This window comes from Thauera sp. SWB20, from assembly GCF_000831325.1.
Classification (GTDB): domain Bacteria; phylum Pseudomonadota; class Gammaproteobacteria; order Burkholderiales; family Rhodocyclaceae; genus Thauera; species Thauera aminoaromatica.
The window spans coordinates 90,379-113,559 of record NZ_JTDM01000019.1; the positions used below are offsets into that span (position 1 = coordinate 90,379).

Sequence of the window (23,181 nt, forward strand, 5' to 3'; positions counted from 1 at the left end):
GCGTAGAACCGGACGAGGAGACAAGATCATGAAGCGAATTCTCGGCGCCACCGGCGTCGTTCTCGTGCTCGCGGCGCTGACCCCCGCGCAGGCATGGGCCAATCCCCAGCACGAACGCATGAAGCGTTGCAATGCCGAAGCGAAGACGCAGGCGCTCGGGGGCGATGCGCGCAAGGCCTTCATGAGCACCTGCCTGAGCGGCAAGCACGAGGCTGCCGCTGCGAGTGCTCCGGGTGCCGCGCCTGCTCTCGCCTCCGGCAGCGTGGCCGGCGTCCCGGCTGCAGCGCCCGTTGCGGCACCGGCTATGGTGCCGGCAGCGGCCCCGGCCGTCGCACCGGCGGCCGCGGCGACGGCCGCGAGCGCGGCCGGTGCAGCCGCACCTGCGCTTGCGGTCGCGCCGACAGCGGGCTCCGCACAGAAGGTCTCGAGCGAGGACATGGCAAGGCAGAAGGCCTGCAATCGTGCGGCTACCGAGCAGTCGCTGCGCGGGGCCAAGCGCAAGGCCTTCATCGGCGAATGCATGAGCGGCTGATCCGGTCGTTTCCATGCGGGCGTGCCGCGCGGGCGGGCGCCTGTGTCCCCCGCGCACGCCCTTCTCCCGCGCGCGGGGCTCAGACGATGTCGAAGAACACCAGGTCGCGCTCGAGCTCGGTCGTCGAGAAGCCGCAGCCGAGCCGGCCGGGACCGTCGAGCAGCATCTGCTCCTGTCTCACGAAGCACTCCGGCTTGCCCTCGATGGCGACGAAGCTGCCGTTGGTGCTCTGATCGAACAGCACGAAGCCCTCGGGGCGGCGCTCGATGCGCGCATGCTGACGCGAGGCGCGCGGATCCATGATCGTGACGTCGTTGGCCAGCTCGCGGCCGAGCAGCAGCACCGGGCGCAACTCCTCCACGAACAGGACTTCCTGCTGGTGGCGCAGGCGCAGCCGGCTCGACAGCCGCGCTGCGCCGGGAACCGAGGTGACCAGACCGCTGCGCTGTCCGATCGCATGCACCGGGATGCCGACCCGCGTCCACACCGGACCGCTCAGCGGCTGCGAGCCGACCTGTTGCCGTGCGGCACCGCCGAGCACCATCACCGCGGTGCCGGAGATCAGCGCCTGCCCGCTCTCGGCCAGATGGGCGAGCTGGCGGGCCACCGCTGGACCCTCTCCGGCGGGCTCCTCGCCATCGTTGTCCAGGACCCCATAGTGCACGCCGATGCGTACCGTCTGCTTGCTGCCGAGCAGGGGTGGAAGGCCGTGTATGCGGTCGAGTGCCTCGCTCGCCGCGTGCACCGCCGCGTCGCTGCGTTCGAATCCGGCGATGGTCTGCTCCGCGCCGCCGAGCAGGACCTGGCCGCCCTGCATCACGATCGCACGCTCGATCCGCCGCGCGTGACGCTCGGCGGCATGGCGCGCCTCGTCCGCACCGAGGCGTTCGGCGAGCACCGCATCCACCGGATGGAGCGCGACCAGCACGCAGAGGTTCTTTCGCTCGGGCATCGCAGGGTTTTCCGTGTCAGATCTGGCGGCTGGCGTGGCCGGCCCGGAACAGGATCATGGGGATGTCGCACCGGATCCGCAAGGCGCCGGCGTCGGCATCCGAATCAGGCGCGGTCGCGCCTCCCTCAGGCGCATTCGCGTTCTTCCTGGTCGCCCGCGCGGAACAGCTTCACGCTGGCGCCGAGCGTACGGTCGGGCAGCTCGGGCGGATCGAAGGCGGTGTCGCCTTCTTCGACCACGGTGTGCTGCGTGAGGCCGACGAAGTCGAACAGGCGCGCGTCGGACAGGTGCGAGGGCACCACGTTCTTCAGCGAAGTGGCGAGCGATTCGATGCGGCCCGGGTAGTCGCGCGCCCAGCCCTGCAGCATGTTCTTGATCAGCTTGCGCTGGGCGTTTTCCTGCGAGCCGCACAGATTGCACGGGATGATGGGGAAGTCCATCGTGCGCGCGAAGCGTGCGATGTCGGCCTCGGTGCAGTAGGCGAGCGGGCGGATCACCACGTGCTTGCCGTCGTCGCTGACCAGCTTGGGCGGCATGGCCTTGATCTTGCCGCCGAAGAACATGTTGAGGAACAGGGTCTCGAGCATGTCGTCGCGGTGGTGGCCGAGCGCGATGCGGGTGGCGCCGATCTCCGTGGCGGTGCGGTAGATGATGCCGCGGCGCAGACGCGAACACAGCGAGCAGGTGGTCTTGCCCTCGGGAATCTTGTCCTTGACGATCGAGTAGGTGTCCTCGGTGACGATGCGATACTCGACACCGATCGACTCGAAGTAGGCCGGCAGCACGTGGTCGGGGAAGCCGGGCTGCTTCTGATCGAGGTTCATCGCCACGATGCGGAAGTCGACCGGGGCGCGTTCGCGCAGCGCGAGCAGGCAGGACAGCAGGGTGTAGGAGTCCTTGCCGCCGGAGACGCACACCATCACGGTGTCGCCGTCGCCGATCATGTTGTAGTCGCCGATGGCCTCGCCGACGCCACGCTCGAGCTTCTTCTTCAGGCGCAGGAAGGTGTTGGAGAAGCGGGCGTCTCCGCCGGCCTCGGTGGTGGGGAGGGCGGCGGCGGGGGCGGAGGCTGCGGTCACGGTCGATGCTCGTCGGGAAAATCAGGTGCGAATTATCCCAGAAACCGGCGCGGAAACGACCCTTGGCTACAGATGCGCGCTGCGCCCGCCATCGACTGCGAGGATCTGGCCGGTGATGTAGGGTGCGTCGAACATCAGGAAGGCGACCGTGCGCGCGATGTCGTCCGGACTGCCGACGCGGCCGAGCAAGGTGTGGGCGACGATGCGCTCGCGCTCGGCGGGCGGGAACTGGTCGTCCTCCGGCCATTCGATCGGGCCGGGCGAGACGCCGTTGACCCGCACCGCGGGGGCGAGCTCGATCGCGAACGAACGCGTCAGCGCCGCCAGTCCCGCCTTCGCCGCGCAATACACCGGGTAGCCGGCGAGCGGGCGCTGGGCGTGGATGTCGACAATATTGACGATCGCGCCGCGCGCCTCGCGCAGGGCGGGCGCGAGCGCCTGGGTGAGGAAGAGCGGGCCCATCAGGTTGGAGCCCATGAGCTCGTCCCAGGCCGCGCGGTCCACGCTGCCGAGCGGAGTGGGGAAGAAGCTGGAGGCGTTGTTCACCAGGCCGTCGAGGCGATTGCCGCGCGCCAGCACCGCTGCGGCGATCTCCGCGGCGGCGCCGAAGCGCGCGAGGTCGCCGCCCACGGTAAAGGCGGAATCGGCGCGCAGGGCGCACAGTTCGGCAGCGAGCGCTTCGGCCTCGCCCGCGCTGTGGCGGTAGTGCAGGGCGAGGCGGGCGCCTCCGGCGTGCAGCCGGCGTGCGATCGCCGCGCCGACGCGGCGCGCGGCGCCGGTGACCAGGATCAGCGGTGCCGCGGTGGATTCGGGTTCGGGAGGAGACGTGCGCATCGGATTCACCGTGAGGCCCGGAGCTGGCCGGGCGGCTGGGCGGGCGTGCCGCTACAATCGCGGCCTCGCCCTCCTGTCCTGCAGAACGATCATGTCTTCATTGCCCCAGCCTTCCGCCGATGCGCTCGCCCAGAGCGCCCGCCTGCTCGAACACATCGAGGCCGAGCTGGCCGCGGCCGCTGGCTGGATCCCGTTCGCGCGCTACATGGAGCTCGCGCTCTACGCGCCGGGGCTGGGGTATTACAGCGGTGGCGCGCGAAAGTTCGGCCCCGGCGGCGATTTCATCACCGCGCCCGAGCTTACCCCGCTTTTCGGCCAGGCGCTCGCCGCCCAGGTCGAGCAGGTGATGCGCGCGAGCGCGCCCGCGCTGATCGAGGTCGGCGCCGGTACCGGCCTGCTCGCCGCCGACCTGCTGCTCGAGCTCGAACGCCGCGGCTGCCTGCCCGAGCGCTACGGCATCCTCGAGCTCTCGGGCGAATTGCGCGAACGCCAGTTCGACACCCTGGCCGCCAAGGTTCCTCACCTGGCGGCGCGCGTGCAGTGGCTGGACGCGCTGCCGGAGCGCTTCTCCGGTGCAGTGGTGGCCAACGAGGTGCTCGACGTGATGCCGGTGCATCTGCTGGTGTCGCGCGCCGAGGGGCTCTTCGAGCGCGGCGTCGCCATCGCCACCGATGCCGCGGGGATACGCCGGCTGTGCTGGGCGGACGTGCCGGCGGCGGGCGCGGTGGCGGAAGGAGCGCGGGCGCTCGCCCTGCCGGTGCCGCAGAGCGGGGAATACGTCACCGAGCTGAACCTCGCCGGCAAGGCCTGGGTGGCGGCCTGGGCCGAGCGCCTGCACGCGGGCGCCCTGCTGCTGATCGACTACGGCTATCCGCGCGCCGAGTACTACCTGCCCTCGCGTTCGGGCGGCACCCTGCTGTGCTACTACCGCCACCATGCCCACGGCGACCCTTTCCTGTGGCCGGGGCTCAACGACATCACCGCCTTCGTGGACTTCACCGCGGTGGCCGAGGCCGGCTTCGAGGCCGGGCTGGACGTGCAGGGCTACACCACGCAGGCGCAGTTCCTCTTCAACTGCGGCGTGCTGGAATGCCTGGAGCGGCGCGGCGCCCGCGAGAGCGCGGACTACATCCGCGCCGCGCGCGCGGTGCAGCGCCTGACCGCGCCGCAGGAGATGGGGGAGCTCTTCAAGGTGATCGCGCTGTCGCGCGCGATCGACGGACCGCTGCTCGGCTTCGCGCGCGGCGATCGCACGCACGCGCTCTGAGGCGGCCCGGCGTCGGCTACAGCGCGCGCTCGGCCAGCCAGTCGGCGATCCGCATCGCGGCGATCTCCCAGTCGTGCTCGAGCATCATGCCGTGGCCCATGCCGGGGAGGATCTCGGCCTGGCGACCGTAGGTCATGGCGGTCATGTGCACCTGGTCGGGCGGGATCAGGGCGTCGTGCTCGGCGCCGAGGATCTGCATCGGCACGCGGTGCATGCGCGCCGGCTGCGGCAGGTTGAACAGCGACATGTCCCAGATCGCGCGGTGCGACTCGGGCTGGCTCAGGCGGTAGTAGCGTTGCAGGTCGTCGGCCGCCACCGGCTGATGGAAGAGCGCCTCGCGCAGGCTGTCGATGTCCACGTCGTTGCCCGACATGATGCGGTTGAGGTCGGAGAGCAGGTGCGGGCGCTTGAAGATCAGGCCGAAGGCCGAGCCCATCAGGCCTTGCGGCGGGACGGCGGACATCAGCACCGCGGCGGGCGCGTCGTGTTGCTCGAGATACTTCTGCACCACCATCCCGCCCATCGAGTGGCCGACCAGCACCGGCGGCGCAGGCAGGCGGGCGGCGACTTCGGCGACGTCGCGCACGTAGTCGTCGATCGAGTAGGAGTCGAGGTGCTCGCGCTGGCGGCTGCGGCCATGGCCGGAGAGCGAGACGGCATAGGCCTGCCAGCCGCGGCGGGCGAACCAGGGCAGGAAGTGCTCGTCCCAGCACCATGCCGAAACGTAGGCGCCGTGGATGAAGAGCAGGGGGTGTTCATGGGTGGCGCGCTCGGGTGCGTGACACAGCACCTCGAGTTCGCCGAAGCGGGTTGCGTTCATGCGGGGTCCTTGTCCAGGGCCTTCACGGCCGCCACGCGGGCGGTGTGCAAGGCCTGAGGAATCAGCGATTTGTCGCTGCACTCGGTTGCGATTCTACCGGCATCGACGGCGCGCACGGCCTGCAGCGCGGCCTGCCAGCGTGACAAGGGTCTCCATTCCGACGCGTTTTCCGCGCCGCCGCCGCGGCCGGCGTGGTCGCAGGCGGCCGCCTGCAGCATCAGGAGGAAGCGCTGCGGACGGCGCAGGCCGTCGCAGCGTTCGATCAGCTTGACGATGGTTTCGGCGCGCAGCTCGTGCGCGCGCGCCAGGATGCCGTGCTCGCGCGCCACCATCTCGGCGAGGTCGCGGCAGTCGGCGGGGGCCTTCAGGCGTTCCGACACCTCGCGCGCGCGGCGCGCGCTCGCGGCCTCGTGGCCGTAATGGTGCGGCAGCAGGTGGGCGGGCGTGTCGCCCTTGCCGAGGTCGTGCAGCAGGCAGGCCCAGCGCACCGCGAGCGGCTCGTCCGCGGCGGCGGCGTGGTCGAGCACCATCAGCACGTGCTCGCCGGTGTCGATCTCGGGGTGGTACTTCTCCGGCTGCGGGATCCCGAACAGGCGGTCGAGCTCGGGCAGCAGGCGTGCGAGTGCGCCGCAGGCACGCAGCACGCGGATCATGCGCGAGGGGCGCGCCTCCATGAGCCCGCGCGCGAGTTCCTGCCAGACGCGCTCGGCGACCAGATGGTCGACCTCGCCGGCCACGACCATCGCGCGCATCAGTTCCAGGGTCTCGGGTGCCAGCTCGAAGTCGGTGAAGCGCGCGGAGAAGCGCGCCACGCGCAGGATGCGCAGCGGATCCTCGGCGAAGGCGGGCGACACATGGCGGAAGACGCGCGCGGCGAGGTCGCGCCGGCCACCGCAGGGGTCGATCAGGCGGCCGTCCTCGGCGCGCGCGATCGCGTTGATGGTGAGGTCGCGGCGCAGCAGGTCCTCTTCGAGCGTGACCTCGGGCGAGGCGTGGCAGACGAAGCCGGTGTAGCCGTGGCCCGACTTGCGCTCGGTGCGCGCGAGCGCATATTCCTCGTTGGTGTGCGGATGCAGGAAGACCGGAAAATCGCGGCCGACCGGGCGGAAGCCGCGCGCGAGCATCTCCTCGGGCGTGCTGCCGACCACCACCCAGTCGCGATCCTTCACCGGCAGGCCGAGCAGGGCGTCGCGCACCGCTCCGCCCACGACATAGGCCTGCATCAGCCGTAGAGGTCCTCTTCCGGGATCGACTCGGTCTCGGCGCGTGCCGCCGTCGCCCACTCCTGCATGTGCGGGTTGGCGAGCAGGGTGGCGAGGTACTCGCCGGCCGCGCCCGCGGGCTTCACCGCGTAGGTCTGGAAGCGGAAGGCCACCGGCGCGAAGGCCGCGTCGGCGAGGCTGAAGCGGCCGAAGAGGTAGGGGCCCACGGCGCCGAAGCGCGCGCGGCAGTCGTTCCAGATCGCCACGATGCGCGCGATGTCGGCATCGACCTCGGGGCTGTGGCCGAAACCGGTGTAGTCCTTGCGCACGTTCATCGGCATGCCGCTGCGCAGGTTCTGGAAGCCGGAGTGCATCTCGGCGGCGACCGAGCGCGCCAGCGCGCGTGCGACCGGGTCGGCGGGCAGCAGACCGGGGCGCTTCTCGGCGAGGTATTCGCCGATCGCGAGCGAGTCCCACACCACCACGCCGTGGTCGTTCAGGCAGGGTACCTTGCCCGAGGGCGAGTGCGACAGGATGCGCTCGCGGCTGCCGGGGATGAACAGGGAGATGTGAATCTCCTCGAAGGTGAAGCCGCCCTCGCGCGCAGCCAGCCAGGCGCGCAGGGACCAGGAGGAATAGTTCTTGTTGCCGATGATCAGCTTCATCGCGGACTCCGTAGAGAGTTGCTCTTCAGCGCCGCGCGTGGCGGCGGAAGGGGTAGTAACGGGCTCGCGGCGCCGCCTGGCCGAGCCAGGCCGGGGCCACGGTCTCGAGCGCGGTAGGCACCATGCCGAAGGGTTGCGGGGTGCCGCTGGCGACGTTGTCGACCTTCATCGAGCGCACGTTGTCGCGGCTCATCAGGGGCTGGGGGGCGAGCTCCATGAGGCGCGCCTGCCACATCGCGAGCTTCTCGGACAGCGGATAGATCGGGCGCGGCTTGCCCACGAGCGCGGAGACGTACTCGACGAGCTGGCGCAGCGTGTAGACGGTTGGTCCGGCGAGCTGGAAGGTCTGCCCGCCTGCATCGTCGCGCGTCAGGCTCTGCCACACCGCCTCGGCGACGTCCTCGACATAGACCGGCTGGAAGCGCGCGGTGGCGCCGGCGAGCGGCAGCACCGGGAACATGCGCGCGAGGTCGGCGAAGAGGTTGAGGAAGCTGTCGCCGCGGCCGAACACCACCGAAGGCTGCAGGATGGTCCACGCGATCTCGGGCGAGCCGGTGCGGATCGCGGTCTCGCCGGCCGCCTTCGAGCGCTGGTATTCCGACGGGCCGTCGGAATAGGCGCCGAGGGCGCTGATGTGCACGAGGCGGGGCACGCCCGCCGTGCGACAGGCGGCGACGATCTTCTGCGGCAGCTCGACGTGGGCGCGCGCGAAGTCGGGGCCGAAGGGCCTGCCCGGGCGCGAATGCAGGACGCCGACGGTGTTCACCACGGCGTCGGCGCCCTCGAACAGGCGCGCAAGCAGGGCGACGTCATGCACGTTGCCCTCCACCACCTCGACGTTGGGTAGCAGCAGAACATGGCCGGCGCGGCTGCGGCGGCGGGTGGGAATGAGGACCTTGACGCCTTCCTTGCAGAGACGATTGGCGATGGCGCTGCCGATAAAGCCGGAGCCGCCGACGATGACGACGCGTTTCGGGTTCATGTTTCGACTGGACCGTGCTGTTGCTGTGGATGGAATGGGATGGCGCACGCGGAAGCTTACTCGCTGGCAGCCCCGGGCGCGATCGTGCCGAGTCGCGCCTTGAGCGATTGCGGCCGTTTTTCGAGCATCGCCGCGTAGATCACCGCGTTGGCGAGCACCTTCTTGACGTAGTCGCGGGTCTCGTCGAACGGGATCGTCTCGGTATAGATCGCGCCCTCGAGCGCCGCCGCGTCGCGCCAGCGCCGCGCCCGGCCGGGGCCGGCGTTGTAGCCGGCGCTGGCGAGCACGGGGTGGGCGTCGAGCCCCTCCAGGATGAGACGCATGTAGCTGGTGCCCAGAAGCACGTTGGTCTCGGGGTCGGTGAGCAGGCGCTGGTTGTAGCCGGCGAGGCCGATCCGATCCGCCACCCACTTGCCGGTGGCGGGCATCACCTGCATGAGGCCCTGGGCGCCGACGCTGGAGCGTGCCGGAACCACGAAGCGGCTCTCCTGGCGCATGAGGCCGTACACCCAGCCGAGGTCGAGCCCCTGCGCGCGCACCTGCGGCTCGATGAGGTCGCGATAGGGGGTCAGGAAGCGCAGCTCGAAGTTGCTGCGCGGGTTGGCCAGCTCGGCGGTATTGATCGCGCGGTCGTAGAGCTCGTTGCGCAGCGCAAGGTGGGCGGCGGCGAGGCGGAACTGCTCGTCGCGTTCGCGCACGCCCCAGACCCATTCGCGCAGCGCCTCGGTGCGCAGCTCCAGCCGGTAGAGCGCGAGTGCGCGCTGCAGGCCGGGGTCGCGCTCGGCCTCCTCGAGCTTGGCGCGCGGTAGCGGCGCGGTGGCGGGGGGCGGCGGGAAGGCCTCGCCGAGCTCCTCGCGCGCGAGCATGCCGTAGAAGTGCGGCTCGCCGGCGATACGCACGTAGAGCGACTCGGCGGCGTCGCGGCGCCCGGCCGCGGCGTGTGCGCGGCCCAGCCAGTAGATCCAGTCGGCAGCTTCGCGTTCGTCGGCAGGCATGGCTTCGATCGCCTCGCGCACCGCGTGCCAGTCGCCGATGCGCAGCGCCGCACGCACCCGCCACGCACGTTGCTGGGCGGTGGTCTCGATGTCGCCGGCGGCGGCGTAGAGCGCGCTCGCCTCGGGCAGGCGGTCGAGCGCGGCGTGCATGCCGAGCGCCAGATGGGCGTAGTTGCGTTCGGCCGCGCCGAGGCGGTCCTGGATGCGCAGCAGGCGCAGGCGCGCGGCGGAGACGTCCTCGCGCGCCAGGCGCACCAGTGCGGCGAGCGCGAGCTCGCGGCCGGCGCGGCTCACGGCGAAGTTGGGCTGCAGCCGATCCAGCCAGGGTGCGGGCGAGCGGATCGCCTGCGCCAGGTCGGCGTGGGCCGGGGCGTTGCCGGCGGGCAGCAGCGACAGGCTGGCGAGCGCAGCCTCGGGCTTGCGGGTGTCGATCTGTCGGCGGATGCGCCACCACACGCGTTCTTCGTCCACCGCGCCGGAGTCGACCGCCGCGCGCAGCGGCGTGTCGCAGGTCGGATCGGCGTCGGCGAGGGTGTCCCATTCGCGTGCGAGCTCGGCGAAGACGCTGCGCTCGCCGGTCAGCACGCGCGCGCTCCAGGCGTTGCAGCGCAATTCGGCGTCGGGGCTGCGCAGGTCCGCGTACACCGCGAGGAAGCCGCTCCAGTCGCCGTCCCTGGCGAGGCGGCGCAGCCAGTCGGCGCGCAGGCGTTCGGCGAGGTTGGAGCCGGCTTCCTCGGCGAGGAAGGCTTGCAGGGCTGCGATGGGCACGGGCTCTTCGGCACGCGCGAGGCGGTTGATCAGCAGCCAGTAGCGCGGATAGGCGTCGAGGGGGTGGGCCTCGCGCACGGCTGCGAGGCGTTCGAGCGTGCTGCGGTCGCCCTTGCGCAGGGCCTCGCGAGCGGCGACGATACGCCCGTCCCCGGATTCGCCGCCAATCTGCGCGAACGCGCCGGCGGGGGCGAGGAACGTCGCGGCCGTGAGCGCCGCAACCAGTGCCTTCTTCATGCCAGGTGATGCCTCCGTTTGACCGCCAACCATACCATATCGAAGATGAGTTTCGCCCCCTTGTCCCATGATCCCGGCGCGCGTCGCCAGCGCATGCGCGAACATGCGCTGGCGTTGCGCGAGCGCCTGCCTGCCGAGCGTCGCGAGCGCCTCGCCGCGGCAATCGGCGAGCATCTCGACGACCTGGTCGGACGCTTGCAGCCACGCCGGCTCGCCTTCTGCTGGCCCTACCGCGCCGAGCCCGACCTGCGCCCGTGGGTGCAGGCCTGGCGTGCGGCCGCGCCCGGGCGGGTGGCGGCCTTGCCGGTGGTGCTCGAGCGCCATGCGCCGATGATGTTCCGCGCGTGGACGCCGGGCGTGCCGATGCCGCTCGACCGCCATGGCATCCCCCACCCGGCGGACGGCGAGGCGGTCGAGCCCGAGCTGGTGCTGATCCCCCTCAATGCCTTCGACGAACGCGGCTACCGCCTCGGCTACGGAGGGGGCTACTTCGACCGCACGCTGGCGGTGCTGCGCACCGTGGCGGTGGGCGTGGGCTTCGAGGTCGGGCGCGTGCCCGACACGCTGCCGCAGGAGTTCGATCGCCCGATGGACTGGCTGGTGACCGAGGCGGGGGTGGCGAAGCCGCGCGCCTGAGCGGCGGCTGCAACCCTGCACGGCCTGCCTGCGGGGCTCAGCTCCCGGACAGGAACATGCGGTAGGCGGGGTTGTCGGTCTCGGCCACGTAGTCGTAGCCGAGCCGCTGCAGGAAGGCGTCGAAGGCGTCCTTGTCGGCCGGCGGCACCTGCATGCCGACCAGCACGCGGCCGAAGTCGGAGCCGTGGTTGCGGTAGTGGAACAGCGAGATGTTCCAGTCCGAGCGCAGGTTGGAGAGGAAATTCATCAGCGCGCCCGGGCGCTCGGGGAAGACGAAGCGGTAGACCACCTCGTTTTCCACCTGTGGCGCGCGTCCGCCCACCATGTAGCGCACGTGCGACTTGGCCATCTCGTCGTCGGTGAGGTCGAGCGCAGGCAGCTCGTGGCGCTCGAGCATCTCCACCAGGCGTCCGACCTCGCTGCGGTTGTGCACGGTGACGCCGACGAAGATGTGGGCGCGCTCGGCGTCGGCGTAGCGGTAGTTGAACTCGGTGATGTTGCGGTTGCCGAGCACGCTGATGAACTTGCGGAAGGAGCCCGGCTTCTCGGGGATGGTCACCGCGAGCACGGCCTCGCGCTGCTCGCCGAGCTCGGCGCGCTCGGCGACGAAGCGCAGGCGGTCGAAGTTCATGTTGGCCCCCGAGGCCACCGCCACCAGGCTCTTGTCGCGCAGCTTGTTGCGGCGGGCGTACTCCTTGGCGCCGGCGACGGCGAGCGCGCCGGCGGGCTCGAGGATGGAGCGGGTGTCCTCGAAGACGTCCTTGATCGCGGCGCAGATGGCGTCGTTGTCGACCACGATCATCTCGTCCACATACTGCTGGCACAGGCGGAAGGTCTCGGCACCGACCTCCTTGACGGCGGCGCCGTCGGCGAAGATGCCGACCTGCTCGAGCGCGATGCGCTTGCCCGCGGCGAGCGAGCGCGTCATCGCGTCGGCGTCCACCGCCTCGACGCCGATGATCTTCGTCTCCGGGCGCAGGCGCTTGATGTAGGCCGCCACGCCGGCGATCAGCCCGCCGCCGCCGACACAGCAGAACACCGCGTGGATCGGCTTCGGGTGCGCGCGCAGGATCTCCAGGCCCACCGTGCCCTGGCCTGCGATCACGTCGGGGTCGTCGAAGGGGTGGACGAAGGTGAGTTTCTCGCTCTTCTCGAGCTCGAGCGCGTGCGTGTAGGCGTCGGAATAGGATTCGCCTGCGAGCACGACCTCGCCGCCGCGCGCCTTGACCGCGTCGATCTTGATCTGCGGCGTGGTGCTCGGCATCACGATCACCGCGCGCACGCCCAGTCTGGCCGCCGACAGCGCCACGCCCTGGGCGTGGTTGCCCGCCGAGGCGCAGATCACGCCGCGCTTCAAGGCCTGCGGCGACAGGTTCGCCATCTTGTTGTAGGCGCCGCGGATCTTGAAGCTGAACACCGGCTGCATGTCCTCGCGCTTGAAGTAGATGCGGTTGTGCGTGCGCGCCGACAGGTTGGTGGCGAGGTCGAGCGGTGTCTCGACGGCGACGTCGTACACCTGCGCGTTGAGGATGCGTTCCAGGTAATCGGGAGTGGAGCTCATGGCCGGCCAGTAGGCTGCTGCAAAGCGATCGAGCGTAACAGCCGGCGGCGCCGTGCCGCAAGTGCGGGTGGCTCAGTCGGCGCGGTAGGCCTCTTCGGCGTGCAGCGCGCGCGCCTGGCGGTCGATGAATTCCTGGGTGGAGTCGATGCCGCGCAGCTTGAGGATGGTCGAGCGCACTGCGGCCTCGAGCAGCACCGCGAGGTTGCGTCCCGCGGCCACCGGCAGCACGACGCGGGCGACCTTCACGCCGAGGATGTCCTGCGTCTCCTGCTGCAGCGGCAGCCGGCAGGGGTCGTCGGGACCGGGTTGGCGGCGGTCGAGGTGGCAGATCAGGCGCAGGCGCATCTTCCGCCGGCACGCGGTCTCGCCGAAGATGGTGCGGATGTTGATCAGGCCGAGGCCGCGCACTTCGATGAAATCCTGCAGCATCTCGGGGCAGCGGCCCTCGAGCACCGTGGGCGCGATGCGCGACAGCTCGACCACGTCGTCGGCGACGAGGCCGTGGCCGCGCGAGATCAGCTCGAGGCCGAGCTCGGATTTGCCCGCGCCGGAATCGCCGGTGATCATCACGCCGAGCCCGAGCACGTCCATGAACACGCCGTGCAGCGAGACCTTCTCGGCGAGCTCGCGCGACAGGTAGAGGCGGAGCTGGTCGATCACGCTCGCCGAGGGGTGGCGCGCGGTGAACAGCGCGACGTCGTGCGCCTCGCAGATGCCGTGGAGGATGTTGGGGATCTCGCAGCCGTCGGCGACGATGATCGCGGGGGGGTGCGCCGAGAGGATCTCGTTGAGGTGGTGGGCGACCTTCTCGTTCGCCTGGCGTTGCGCCCACGCGAGCTCTGCGGCGCCGAGCACCTGTAGCCGGGTGGGGTGGATCAGGTTGAGGTGGCCGACGAGGTCGGCCGGCCAGATGCGCTCTTCGGCGACCGACAGACGGGCACCGATCGGTCCGCTGACGTGGACGAGGCTCAGGCTTTCGCGGTGCGCCTCATACAGCCGGGTCAGGCTGGTTTGCCGCATCGGCACCCCAATTCACGAACAGGCGGTGGATCTGTGCGGCATCCGTCGCGCCGTGCAGGGTCTCGCGGAACTCGCGGTCGCTGAACATCTGCGCGAGCTCGGACAGCAGCTGCAGATGGGTTTCGTTGGCCTGTTCGGGCACGAGCAGCACGAACAGCATGTCCACCGGACGGCCGTCGGGAGCATCGAACTGCACCGGGGTGGCCAGGCGCAGAAAAGCGCCGGCGGCGTCCTTGAGCCCCTTGATGCGGCCGTGCGGGATGGCGATGCCCTGGCCCAGTCCGGTCGAGCCGAGGCGTTCGCGGGTGAACAGGCTGTCGAACACGGTGCTGCGGGCGATGCCCTGGTTGTTCTCGAACAGCAGGCCGGCCTGTTCGAAGACGCGCTTCTTGCTGCTCGCGTCGAGATCGATCACCACGTTGGAAAGCGGCAGGAGTTGGGATATCAGGCTCATTCGCAGGTGGGCTCGCGCACTCTTCCGTCAGCTGCCGCCAGGGGGGCGGGAATCCGGTCCGGGGCGTGTGCGGCCGCGCTTCGTGAAAACGCGCGCATTATAACCACACCCCGGACGGGGAGCTTCAAGCCGGTCCTCAGGCCTCGGGGACCTGGTGCTTGAGCGACTCGTGGTTATGGTCGGACTGCTTCTGCTTGTACTTCTGAACCTGACGGTCGAGCTTGTCGGTCATCGCGTCGATCGCCGCGTAGAGGTCGGCGTCGTCCGCTTCGACGAAGAGGTCCTTGCCGCGCACGTGCAGCGTCACCTCGGCTTTCTGCTTGAGCTTTTCGACCGACAGGATGACGGTGACGCTGGTGACGTTGTCGAAATGGCGGATGACGCGATCGAGCTTGGAGGTCACGTATTCGCGGATGGCGGGGGTGACTTCGACGTGGCGCCCGGTGATGTTCAGATTCATGGATGACTCCTGTTGTTGTCAGAGGGATTTGCGCAGGCTGACCGGCGGGATGTTGAGGGACTCGCGGTACTTGGCGATCGTGCGCCTCGCCACGACGATTCCCTGTTGGCCGAGAATTTCGGCGATCTTGGCGTCGGACAGCGGCTTCTTGCTGTCCTCCGCGTCCACCAGCTGGCGAATCAGCGCACGAATCGCCGTGGAGGAAGCCGCACCGCCGGTGTCGGTCGCGACATGACTGCCGAAAAAATACTTGAGCTCGAAGACTCCGCGCGGCGTCGCCATGTACTTCTGCGTGGTGACGCGCGAGACGGTGGATTCGTGCAGCTCGAGCTGGTCTGCGATCTCCCTTAGGGTGAGTGGCCGCATCGCCACGTCCCCATGATCGAAGAACTGCCGTTGCTGGTCAACGATGGCCTGGGACACGCGCAGGATGGTGTCGAAGCGCTGCTGGACGTTCTTGATCAGCCAGCGCGCCTCCTGCAGCTGCCCGCCGAGGCCGCCGCCCTGTGCGCGGTTCTGCTGGAGCAGACTGGCGTACAGGCGGTTGATGCGCAGGCGGGGCATCGCTTCCTGGTTCAGGCTCACGGTCCATTGGCCGCGCAGCTTGCGCACGACGACGTCGGGCAGCACGTAGCGCGTCTCGGCGGTGGAGTAGCGCGAGCCGGGGTGGGGGTCGAGGCTGCAGATCAGGGCCTGCGCTTCGCGCAGACCCTCGTCGTCACAGCCGGTGAGCTTGCGGATACGGGCGAAGTTGCGCTCCGCGAGCAGTTCGAGGTGGCTGGTCACGATCTCGAGAGCGAGAGGGCGTATCGGGCACTCGGGCAAGGCCTGGAGCTGCAGGGCCAGACATTCCTGCGGGCTGCGCGCGCCGATCCCGGCCGGCTCGAGGCTCTGCACGTGGCGCAGGGCGATGGCGAGCTCGTCGAGATCGACCTCGGCGTCCTGCGGCAACAGCTCGAGGAGATCTTCCAGCGGCTGGTGCAGGTAGCCGTCGTCGTCGAGTGCCTCGATCAGGAAGCGCACCAGCGCGCGGTCGCGGTCGGACAGGGGCGAGAGGGCGACCTGCTGGTCGAGGTGTTCGCGCAGCGACACGCCGGCGGCCTGGATGTCCTGGTAGTCGCCGTCCTCGTCGTCCTCGCTGCGGCTGGACGCGCCCTGACCCACGTTGGACCAGTCGATGCCCTCGTCCTCGCTGCTGCCTTCGCCGCCCTCGTGCGTGATCGACTCGCCCGCCGGTTCGGCGGCGGGTTCCGGCGCGGCTTCGCGCTCGGGCGCGTTGCCCGGCGGCGGCGCGGGGGCGTAGTCGACGCCGCCGTCGCCATCCTCGCGCTCGAGCATGGGATTCTCGAGCAGCACGCGCTCGATCTCCTGGTTCAGCTCGATCGTAGACAGCTGCAGCAGCTTGATCGACTGCTGCAGCTGGGGCGTCAGCGTGAGGTGCTGGGAGAGCTTGAGCTGGAGGCTGGGTTTCATCGCGGTCGGCAGGAGGGCGGGCTCACAGGCGGAAGTGCTCGCCGAGGTAGACCTGGCGCACGCGCTCGTTCTCGATGATCTCGGTAGGTTCTCCGCTCGCCAGCACGCGACCTTCGCTGATGATGTAGGCGCGGTCGCAGATGCCCAAGGTCTCGCGCACGTTGTGGTCGGTGATCAGCACGCCGATGCCGCGCTCCTTGAGGAAGCGGATGATCTTCTGGATGTCGATGACCGCGATCGGATCGACCCCGGCGAAGGGCTCGTCGAGCAGGATCAGGCGCGGGTCGGTGGCGAGCGCGCGGGCGATCTCGCAGCGCCGGCGCTCCCCGCCCGAGAGCGAGATCGCGGTGTTGTCGCGCAGGTGATGGATGCCCAGTTCCATCAGCAGTTCCTCGAGCCGCTCCTCGATCTGGCGGCGTTCAAGCCCCTGGAGTTCGAGCACGGCGCGGATATTCTCGGCCACGCTGAGCTTGCGGAACACGCTCATCTCCTGCGGCAGGTAGGACAGGCCCAAGCGCGCGCGGGCGTGGATCGGCAGGTGGGTGAGGTCGGTGCCGTCGAGGGCGATCTGGCCGCCGTCGGCGCGCACTAGACCCACAATCATGTAGAAGCAGGTGGTCTTGCCGGCGCCGTTGGGACCGAGCAGGCCGACGACCTCGCCCGAGCCGACCTCGAAGCCGACGTCATGCACCACGGTGCGCGCCTTGTAGCGCTTTTGCAGGCCGGCGACCTTAAGCAGACTCATCGTAGGGCTCTTTCAGCAGCTTGCGGATCAGCTCGGGGGCGAAGCCCCGGGTTTGCAGGAAGCGCGCCTGGCGCGCCCATTCGCGTGCGTCGGCGGGTGGGGTGGCGAAGCGGCCGTGCAGCACCGCGCGCGCCCGCTCGATCTCGGATTCTACGCACTCGTCGGCGAGCGCCTCGTCGATCCGGTCACGGTCGATGCCTCGCCGCACGAGCTCGTTGCGCAATCGTGCGGTGCCGAAGCGCGCCGCCTTGCCGCGCACGAAGGCCTCGGCGTAGCGCTCGTCGGACTGCAGGCCGAGCTCGCGCATGCGCTCGAGCACCGCTTCGATCTCGGCCGGCTCGCCATGGGGTGCGAGCTTGCGCGCAAGTTCGGCGCGCGAGTGGTCGCGCCGGGCGAGATGGCGGAGCGCACGTTCGCGCAGGCTCGGCTCGCCCATGTCGGTGCCGACGGGGTCAGGCCTCGGCCGGCGCCGGGGCGGACGCGGCGGCGGGCGGCAGCTCGGGCAGGCCGACCGCGACCCGCACCTTGTTCTCGATCTCGCGGGCCAGCACCGGGTTGGCGCGCAGGAACTCGCGCGAGTTGTCCTTGCCCTGGCCGATCTTGTCGCCCTTGTAGGCGTACCAGGCGCCCGACTTGTCGACGATCTTGTGCTCGACGCCGAGGTCGATGATCTCGCCTTCGCGCGAGATGCCCTCGCCGTAAAGGATGTCGAAGTGGGCTTCCTTGAACGGTGGCGAGACCTTGTTCTTGACCACCTTGACGCGGGTCTCGGAGCCGACCACCTCGTCACCCTTCTTGATCGTGCCGGTGCGGCGGATGTCCATGCGCACCGAGGCGTAGAACTTGAGCGCGTTGCCGCCGGTGGTGGTCTCCGGGCTGCCGAACATCACGCCGATCTTCATGCGGATCTGGTTGATGAAGATCACCAGGGTATTGGTGCGCTTGATGTTGGCGGTGAGCTTGCGCAGTGCCTGCGACATCAGGCGGGCCTGCAGGCCGGGGAGCTGGTCGCCCATCTCGCCCTCGATCTCGGCCTTGGGGGTGAGCGCGGCGACCGAGTCGATGACCACGATGTCCACGCCGCCCGAGCGCACCAGCATGTCGGCGATCTCGAGCGCCTGTTCGCCGGTGTCGGGCTGCGAGATCAGCAGATCCTCGATGTCGACGCCGAGTTTTTCCGCGTAGCCGACGTCGAGCGCGTGCTCGGCGTCGATGAAGGCCGCGGTGCCGCCGAGCTTCTGCATCTCGGCGATGACCTGCAGGGTGAGCGTGGTCTTGCCGGAGGATTCGGGGCCGTAGATCTCGACCACCCGACCGCGCGGCAGACCGCCGAGCCCGAGCGCGATGTCGAGTCCGAGCGAGCCGGTGGAGACGGTCTGGATGTCGCGCTCGATGCTGCCGTCGCCCATGCGCATGATCGAACCCTTGCCGAACTGCTTTTCGATCTGCGACAGCGCCGCGGAGAGGGCTTTGGCCTTGTTTTCGTCCATGGAAGTGCGTCCTGTTTGATTGCCTGATTATGGCACAAAGATTGCAGACATGCGGGGTGCAGGCCTGATGCCGTAAGTGTAGAGCCTGTATGCAATTACAGCAAACATGTCATGCGGATTTCCGGCGCGGGGCTGCGTCCGGCGAAGTGGCGAGGGTGGCGGTTCGGATTTCCCGGCCCCGTGCGCCCTGCGCCCCTCAGACGCAGCGTTCGAGTACGCCTTGCAGGGCGAGGATCACCGTCTGCCGGCGCACCGCGGCGCGGTCGCCGTCGAGATGGACGGTGACGACCCCGGTGGGGCCGTCGCGCCGTGCCCAAGCGAGGCAGACCGTGCCGACCGGCTTGGCGGGGCTGCCTCCACCCGGTCCCGCGACCCCGGACACGGCCACCGCGAGGTCGGCGCGGCTGCGGTCGAGCGCGCCCGCGGCCATTTCGCTCACGGTGGCTTCGCTGACCGCGCCGTGCGTCTCCAGCGTCGCGGCGCGCACGCCGAGCATGTCAGCCTTGGCGTCGTTCGAGTAGGTCACGAAGCCGCGGTCGAACCAGCCCGAGCTGCCGGCGATCGCGGTGACGGCCTCGGCGATCCAGCCGCCGGTGCAGGACTCCGCGGTGGCCAGCCACAGCCTGCGGTTGGCGAGGGCTTCGCCCACCCTGCGCGCGAGGGCGTCGAGTTCGTGATCGGTCATGGTCTCAGCTCCCCAGCAGGTGGACCAGCACCGCGAGCGCCAGCAGGGTGTAGCCGGCGGCGACGAGGTCGTCGAACATGACCCCGAAGCCGCCCTTGAAGCTGCGGTCGGCCCAGCGCACCGGAGGCGGTTTGACGATGTCGAAGAAGCGGAACAGTGCGACCGCGATCGCCTGCCACAGCAGCCCGGCGGGGGTGAACAGCAGCACCAGCCAGATCGCCACCATCTCGTCCCAGACGATGCCGCCGTGGTCTGGCACCCCCAGCGCTTGCCCGGTGCGCTCGGCGGCGAGCACGCCGGCGAGGAAGAAGCTGGCGAGCAGTGCGAGGAAGACGAACTCCGACACCGGGGTGCGGATCAGTGGGTAGATCGCCCACCCGAGCAGGGTGCCGACCGTGCCCGGCGCCCACGGCGACAGCCCGGCGCCGAAGCCCAGCGAGATGAAGTGGGCGGGGTGGCTCATCAGCAGGCGGGCGGTGGGGCGCATGGTCGTTTCGAGAGGTGGGCCGGATCGGGCCTCAGGCGAAGTGATCGTAGCCGCATGCGGCCGGGGTCGCCAGGCCGCCGTCGGCCTCGCGCAGCAGCAGGCGCTCGCGTGCGGGGGTGAATTCGCCGATGCGATGCAGGGGGAGGTCGAGTCGGGCCGACAAGGCATCGATCTCGGCACGGTGTCGGGGCGCGGCCGCGAACAGCAGCTCGTAGTCGTCTCCGCCCGCGAGCAGGCAGCGCCGGCACAGCGCGGGATCGGCGCCGCTGGCGGCGAGCGCGGCGAGCGGCAGCGCCCCGACCTCGACGATGGCACCCGTGCCCGAGCATTCGAGGAGGTGTCGCAGATCGCCGAGCAGGCCGTCGGAGACGTCCAGCATCGCGCTCGCCAGGCTGCGCAGCGCGAGCCCGAGCGCTACGCGCGGCTGCGGCCGTTGCAGGGCGTTGACGAATTCGGCGTGGTGGATGGCGTCCAGGCCGGTTTCGCCGCGCAGCGCCGCGAGCCCGAGCGCGGCGCGGCCGGGCTGGCCCGAGATCCACAAGTCGTCGCCCGCGCGCGCTCCGCCACGGGTGATCGCGGCGCCGGCCGGGACCTCGCCGACGATGGTCACTGAAAGCGTCAGCGGTCCGCGCGTGGTGTCGCCGCCGGCGAGGTCGATCGCGAAGGCGTCGGCGCAGGCGAAGAAGCCGCGCGCGAACGCAGCGATCCAGGCCTCGTCCGCCTGCGGCAGCGCGAGCGCGAGGAAGGCCCAGCGCGGCTCGGCGCCCATGGCGGCGAGGTCGGAGACGTTTACCGCGAGCGTCTTCCAGCCTAGCCCTTCCGGGTTGGTGTCGGCGAAGAAGTGGGTGCCGGCCACCAGCATGTCGGTGGACACCGCCAGCCGCATGCCGGGGCGCGGCGCTAGCAGGGCGGCGTCGTCGCCCACGGCGAGCTCGGTGTGGCGCGCGGGGCGGGTGAAGTGGCGCCGGATCAGGTCGAATTCGGAGGGCATGGCGGCAAACGTCGGGCAGCGGACCGCGAGCTTACCGCGGATGCGGACGGACGCGCTGCGGTCGATGCGCGGCGGTGGCCGGAGGGGCCGGTTCGCGGCTTGCGCCGCTCCTGCAGGGGGTCAGCCGTGGCGGCCGAGCAGCTTCGCCTTGAGGGCGTCCCAGTCCACCGCGTCGAGCGTGTTCTTGACCAGCAGGCCGAGATCGGTGTCGCCTTCCATGCGCAGGCGGCGGCTGAAGAAAAGGGTGTCGGGGTCTTCCTCGCGCAGTGCCAGCGCCATGAAGTCGCGCGTGGTGGCGGAGAGGATCAGGTCCGGTCTGGCGCCCGCGGCCGGGGTGGCACGGCGGAAGCCGCGCTCGCCGAGGGTGAAGTCGAGCGTCAGCCCGGCGTCGAGCACACGCATCTGCAGGTGGCGGCCGCTCAGCGGTTCGAGGGTGTCGCGCGGCAGGATGCGGTCGAGCGCGAGGTTGAGCGCGAGCGTGAGCACGTGGGTCGGCGGCTGCTGGGGCAGGCGCGACACCAGCTTCGCCACCGGGGCGGGCACGGTGAAGTCGGGGATGCGCAGGGTGGCGAGGCGTTCGCCGATGCGCTGGCGCAGGCTGCCGGGCAGCAAGTGCGAAGGCAGCGGCGGGCGGGGCAGGGCAGGCAGTGCGGGCATGTGCGGACTCCGGGTTTGCAGCAGGTCGGAAAGGGGTCAGGCGGCGACGTACTGTTCGACGCCGGCGCGGCCGTGCCAGAAGCCGTTGCAGGGCTCCTCGACCATCCACTCGCGGCTGGCGGCGAGCGCGTCCGCCGGACCGCGCTGCTCGTCGAGCGCGGCGCGGAAGAGTTCGACGATCTGGCGAGTGTGCGCGCCCTGCGGGCTGATGCGCAGCACCTCGGCGCTGGCGCGCACGGCGGGCAGGTCGCCGAGCAGGTTGTGCACCCGTGCAGACTGGGTCTGCACGCCGTTGAGCGTCAGGAAGGGCGCGCCCTCGCGGGTGCGCAGCGTGATCCCGTCCATGATCGACAGGCAGCGGAACTCGCAGGTGTCCTTTTGCAGGTTGAAGTGACGGGCGGTGAAGCAGCGCGCCGAGTGCGCCAGTGGCAGGCGACCGTAGGCGAAGACTTCGGTCTCGATCGGCCTGGCGAGCGCGGCGCGCACCTCGGCGAGCGCCGCGCCCGACATCTCGGGGGCGACCGCCCAGCGCGTCGCGCCCGAGTCGATCATGAGCTGCAGCGTCGTGGGGTTGAAGATGTTCAGCGTGGGGCCGGCGATCCAGTTGTCCACGCCGGCCTCGACGAGCAGGCGCACCGCGCCCATGTCGTTGGCCTCGACGCGGAAGTCGTGCTGCCGGACGATGCGGCGCAGGGTCTTGAGGTCGGACTCGGATTCGATCAGGGCCTGCGAGCTGATCACCACCTCCTTGCCGGCGGCGGCGAGAACCTTGCCGACCTCCAGCCAGTCGTCCAGGCGCAGTTCGTGGCGGCGCGAGCACACCGTCTCGCCGAGGTAAACACTGTCGAGCGGGGCTTCGGCCAGGTCGGCGTAGAAGTCGAGCACGCTCTGGTGGGGCCAGTAGTAGAGCAGGGGGCCGAGGGCGAGTTTCATCGGGCGGTTCTCATTCGGATGGGGGGCTCGACGCCGCGGGCGGGCGCGCTGCGGGCGCCTGCTCCGCGCGGCGGCGATCGGATCGGGTCGGGACGGCGCGGGCGGTCGGCGCGAGGCTCACTTCCACGGGCGGTAGTAGGCGCCGAGGGTGTGGCTCTGGCCTTCGGAGACCTTGTTGAGTTCGGCCATCCACGCCGGCAGCACGCTGAAACCTGCGGCGCCGCCGCTGTTCAACTTGTCGAGCGCGGCACGCCACACCTTGGTGACCTGGGCGACGTAGGCCGGGCTGCGCTGGCGACCCTCGATCTTGATCGCGCGGATGCCGATGCGCGCGAGTTCGGGCAGCAACTCGAGCGTGTTGAGGCTGGTGGGCTCCTCGAGGGCGTAGTAGGTCTCGTCGTTGACCTCGAAGCGACCCTTGCAAAGGGTGGGATAGCCGGCACGCTCGCCTTCGGAGAAGCGGTCGATGAGGATGCCGTTGAGCCGCGTCTCCATGCCGCGCGGGGTGTCTTCCCAGCGCACGTGCTTGCCCGGCGAGCAGGCGCCGTTGCAGTTGGGCGACTCGCCGGTGGCGTAGGCCGACAGTGCGCAGCGGCCCTCGACCATCACGCACAGGCCGCCGAAGCCGAACACCTCGATCTCGACTTGGGTGTTGGCGACCACGCTCTCGACCTGGGCCATCGACAGCACGCGCGGCAGCACCGCGCGCTGGATGCCGAAGCGTTCGCGGTACCAGTTGATCGCCTCGTAGCTGGTCGCCGAGCCCTGCACCGACAGGTGCAGGCGCAGCTGCGGGTGGGTCTTTGCGGCGTAGGCCATGAGCCCGGGATCGGCGAGGATCACCGCGTCAACGCCGTAGTCGGCGGCGCGGTCGATCGCCTGTGTCCAGGACGACCAGTTGTCGGTCTGGGGATAGGTGTTGAGCGCCAGCAGCACCTTGCGCTTGCGTGCGTGCGCATAGGCGACACCCTCGCGCACCTGCGCCGGATCGAAATTGAGCCCGGAAAAGTTGCGTGCGTTGGTGGCGTCCTTGAAACCGAGATAGACGCAGTCGGCGCCGTGATCGATGGCCGTCTTGAGGGCCGGAAGGCTGCCCGCGGGGCAGACGAGTTCGATCGGGGAAGACACGGACATGGAGCGGGGTTTCCAGAGGAAAAAAACGCCGCAACCATAAACGAGACCGGCGACCGACGCGTTGATCACCATCAAACGCGTCGGCCGCCGGTGCGGGCTGCACGCACCCGGGCGGGCGCGGG

The 23,181-nt window shown here is 70.1% G+C and carries 25 protein-coding genes; 3 read left to right on the forward strand and 22 right to left on the reverse strand.

Annotated elements, in window-relative coordinates; all coding sequences use genetic code 11:
• The first annotated feature begins 28 nt into the window (after positions 1-28).
• Positions 29-532, forward strand: coding sequence for a PsiF family protein (locus tag PO78_RS12245; protein ID WP_043744075.1), 504 nt, complete (start codon positions 29-31; stop codon positions 530-532).
• Positions 533-611: 79 nt separating this feature from the next.
• On the opposite strand, the gene PO78_RS12250 is transcribed toward PO78_RS12245, so the two are convergent.
• From PO78_RS12250 to PO78_RS12260, 3 genes are all read right to left on the reverse strand, one after another.
• Positions 612-1,484 (reverse strand): FHA domain-containing protein, encoded by an 873-nt coding sequence (locus PO78_RS12250; protein WP_004327335.1) that lies wholly within the window; start codon positions 1,482-1,484, stop codon positions 612-614.
• Between the two features lie 125 nt (positions 1,485-1,609).
• Positions 1,610-2,563: a tRNA 2-thiocytidine(32) synthetase TtcA gene (gene ttcA, locus PO78_RS12255; RefSeq protein WP_004327333.1), complete on the reverse strand. Its 954-nt coding sequence runs from the start codon at positions 2,561-2,563 to the stop codon at positions 1,610-1,612.
• Positions 2,564-2,629: 66 nt separating this feature from the next.
• Positions 2,630-3,397 (reverse strand): pteridine reductase, encoded by a 768-nt coding sequence (locus PO78_RS12260; RefSeq protein ID WP_012584590.1) that lies wholly within the window; start codon positions 3,395-3,397, stop codon positions 2,630-2,632.
• Positions 3,398-3,488: 91 nt separating this feature from the next.
• On the opposite strand from PO78_RS12260, the gene PO78_RS12265 reads away from it, so the two are divergent.
• Positions 3,489-4,664 (forward strand): class I SAM-dependent methyltransferase, encoded by a 1,176-nt coding sequence (locus PO78_RS12265; RefSeq protein ID WP_040828907.1) that lies wholly within the window; start codon positions 3,489-3,491, stop codon positions 4,662-4,664.
• A 16-nt stretch (positions 4,665-4,680) separates the two neighbouring features.
• On the opposite strand, the gene PO78_RS12270 is transcribed toward PO78_RS12265, so the two are convergent.
• Genes PO78_RS12270 through PO78_RS12290 form a run of 5 tightly spaced genes read right to left on the reverse strand, consistent with a single transcriptional unit; the run spans position 4,681 to position 10,333 of the window.
• Positions 4,681-5,484, reverse strand: coding sequence for an alpha/beta hydrolase (locus PO78_RS12270; protein WP_004306727.1), 804 nt, complete (start codon positions 5,482-5,484; stop codon positions 4,681-4,683).
• Entirely contained in the window at positions 5,481-6,707 is a 1,227-nt protein-coding gene (locus PO78_RS12275; RefSeq protein WP_043744078.1) for a multifunctional CCA addition/repair protein, read from the reverse strand. The genes PO78_RS12270 and PO78_RS12275 overlap by 4 nt, the downstream gene beginning before the upstream one ends.
• Entirely contained in the window at positions 6,707-7,351 is a 645-nt protein-coding gene (locus PO78_RS12280; protein ID WP_043744080.1) for a glutathione S-transferase family protein, read from the reverse strand. Before PO78_RS12280 ends, PO78_RS12275 begins: the two co-directional genes overlap by 1 nt.
• A gap of 25 nt (positions 7,352-7,376) precedes the next feature.
• The gene (locus PO78_RS12285; protein ID WP_004306736.1) at positions 7,377-8,333 is read right to left on the reverse strand and encodes a complex I NDUFA9 subunit family protein; all 957 of its coding nucleotides are present in this window, start codon (positions 8,331-8,333) and stop codon (positions 7,377-7,379) included.
• A 56-nt stretch (positions 8,334-8,389) separates the two neighbouring features.
• Entirely contained in the window at positions 8,390-10,333 is a 1,944-nt protein-coding gene (locus PO78_RS12290) for a lytic transglycosylase domain-containing protein (protein WP_043744082.1), read from the reverse strand.
• A gap of 45 nt (positions 10,334-10,378) precedes the next feature.
• Between PO78_RS12290 and PO78_RS12295 the strand changes: the two genes are divergently transcribed.
• Entirely contained in the window at positions 10,379-10,969 is a 591-nt protein-coding gene (locus PO78_RS12295; RefSeq protein WP_012584593.1) for a 5-formyltetrahydrofolate cyclo-ligase, read from the forward strand.
• 37 nt (positions 10,970-11,006) lie between these two features.
• Here PO78_RS12295 and ilvA read toward each other — a convergent pair whose 3' ends face one another.
• From ilvA to ubiU, 14 genes are all read right to left on the reverse strand, one after another.
• A complete protein-coding gene (gene ilvA / locus PO78_RS12300; protein WP_004306745.1) occupies positions 11,007-12,530 on the reverse strand; it encodes a threonine ammonia-lyase, biosynthetic in 1,524 nt (507 codons plus the stop codon).
• 72 nt (positions 12,531-12,602) lie between these two features.
• Positions 12,603-13,550: an HPr(Ser) kinase/phosphatase gene (gene hprK, locus PO78_RS12305; RefSeq protein WP_004306747.1), complete on the reverse strand. Its 948-nt coding sequence runs from the start codon at positions 13,548-13,550 to the stop codon at positions 12,603-12,605.
• A complete protein-coding gene (gene ptsN, locus PO78_RS12310; RefSeq protein ID WP_012584594.1) occupies positions 13,519-14,004 on the reverse strand; it encodes a PTS IIA-like nitrogen regulatory protein PtsN in 486 nt (161 codons plus the stop codon). Before ptsN ends, hprK begins: the two co-directional genes overlap by 32 nt.
• Before the next feature lie 136 nt (positions 14,005-14,140).
• Complete coding sequence (gene hpf, locus PO78_RS12315) at positions 14,141-14,464, reverse strand: ribosome hibernation-promoting factor, HPF/YfiA family (RefSeq protein WP_004306751.1); 324 nt, start codon at positions 14,462-14,464, stop codon at positions 14,141-14,143.
• Between the two features lie 18 nt (positions 14,465-14,482).
• A complete protein-coding gene (locus tag PO78_RS12320) occupies positions 14,483-15,937 on the reverse strand; it encodes an RNA polymerase factor sigma-54 (protein ID WP_004306755.1) in 1,455 nt (484 codons plus the stop codon).
• 22 nt (positions 15,938-15,959) lie between these two features.
• Positions 15,960-16,682 (reverse strand): LPS export ABC transporter ATP-binding protein, encoded by a 723-nt coding sequence (gene lptB, locus PO78_RS12325; protein ID WP_004306760.1) that lies wholly within the window; start codon positions 16,680-16,682, stop codon positions 15,960-15,962.
• Positions 16,669-17,118, reverse strand: a complete 450-nt coding sequence (gene recX / locus PO78_RS12330; protein ID WP_004306763.1) for a recombination regulator RecX — start codon at positions 17,116-17,118, stop codon at positions 16,669-16,671. The genes lptB and recX overlap by 14 nt, the downstream gene beginning before the upstream one ends.
• A gap of 16 nt (positions 17,119-17,134) precedes the next feature.
• Complete coding sequence (gene recA / locus PO78_RS12335) at positions 17,135-18,172, reverse strand: recombinase RecA (RefSeq protein ID WP_004306766.1); 1,038 nt, start codon at positions 18,170-18,172, stop codon at positions 17,135-17,137.
• A 196-nt stretch (positions 18,173-18,368) separates the two neighbouring features.
• A complete protein-coding gene (gene pncC, locus PO78_RS12340; protein ID WP_012584595.1) occupies positions 18,369-18,857 on the reverse strand; it encodes a nicotinamide-nucleotide amidase in 489 nt (162 codons plus the stop codon).
• 4 nt (positions 18,858-18,861) lie between these two features.
• On the reverse strand, positions 18,862-19,344 hold the full coding sequence (locus tag PO78_RS12345; RefSeq protein WP_004306772.1) for a phosphatidylglycerophosphatase A family protein: 483 nt from the start codon (positions 19,342-19,344) through the stop codon (positions 18,862-18,864).
• A 31-nt stretch (positions 19,345-19,375) separates the two neighbouring features.
• Positions 19,376-20,335, reverse strand: a complete 960-nt coding sequence (gene thiL / locus PO78_RS12350; protein WP_043744085.1) for a thiamine-phosphate kinase — start codon at positions 20,333-20,335, stop codon at positions 19,376-19,378.
• Positions 20,336-20,455: 120 nt separating this feature from the next.
• On the reverse strand, positions 20,456-20,992 hold the full coding sequence (ubiT, locus tag PO78_RS12355) for a ubiquinone anaerobic biosynthesis accessory factor UbiT (protein WP_004306779.1): 537 nt from the start codon (positions 20,990-20,992) through the stop codon (positions 20,456-20,458).
• Positions 20,993-21,028: 36 nt separating this feature from the next.
• Complete coding sequence (locus tag PO78_RS12360) at positions 21,029-21,925, reverse strand: U32 family peptidase (protein WP_004306781.1); 897 nt, start codon at positions 21,923-21,925, stop codon at positions 21,029-21,031.
• Positions 21,926-22,042: 117 nt separating this feature from the next.
• Positions 22,043-23,059 (reverse strand): ubiquinone anaerobic biosynthesis protein UbiU, encoded by a 1,017-nt coding sequence (gene ubiU / locus PO78_RS12365; RefSeq protein WP_012584597.1) that lies wholly within the window; start codon positions 23,057-23,059, stop codon positions 22,043-22,045.
• Positions 23,060-23,181: the final 122 nt, after the last annotated feature.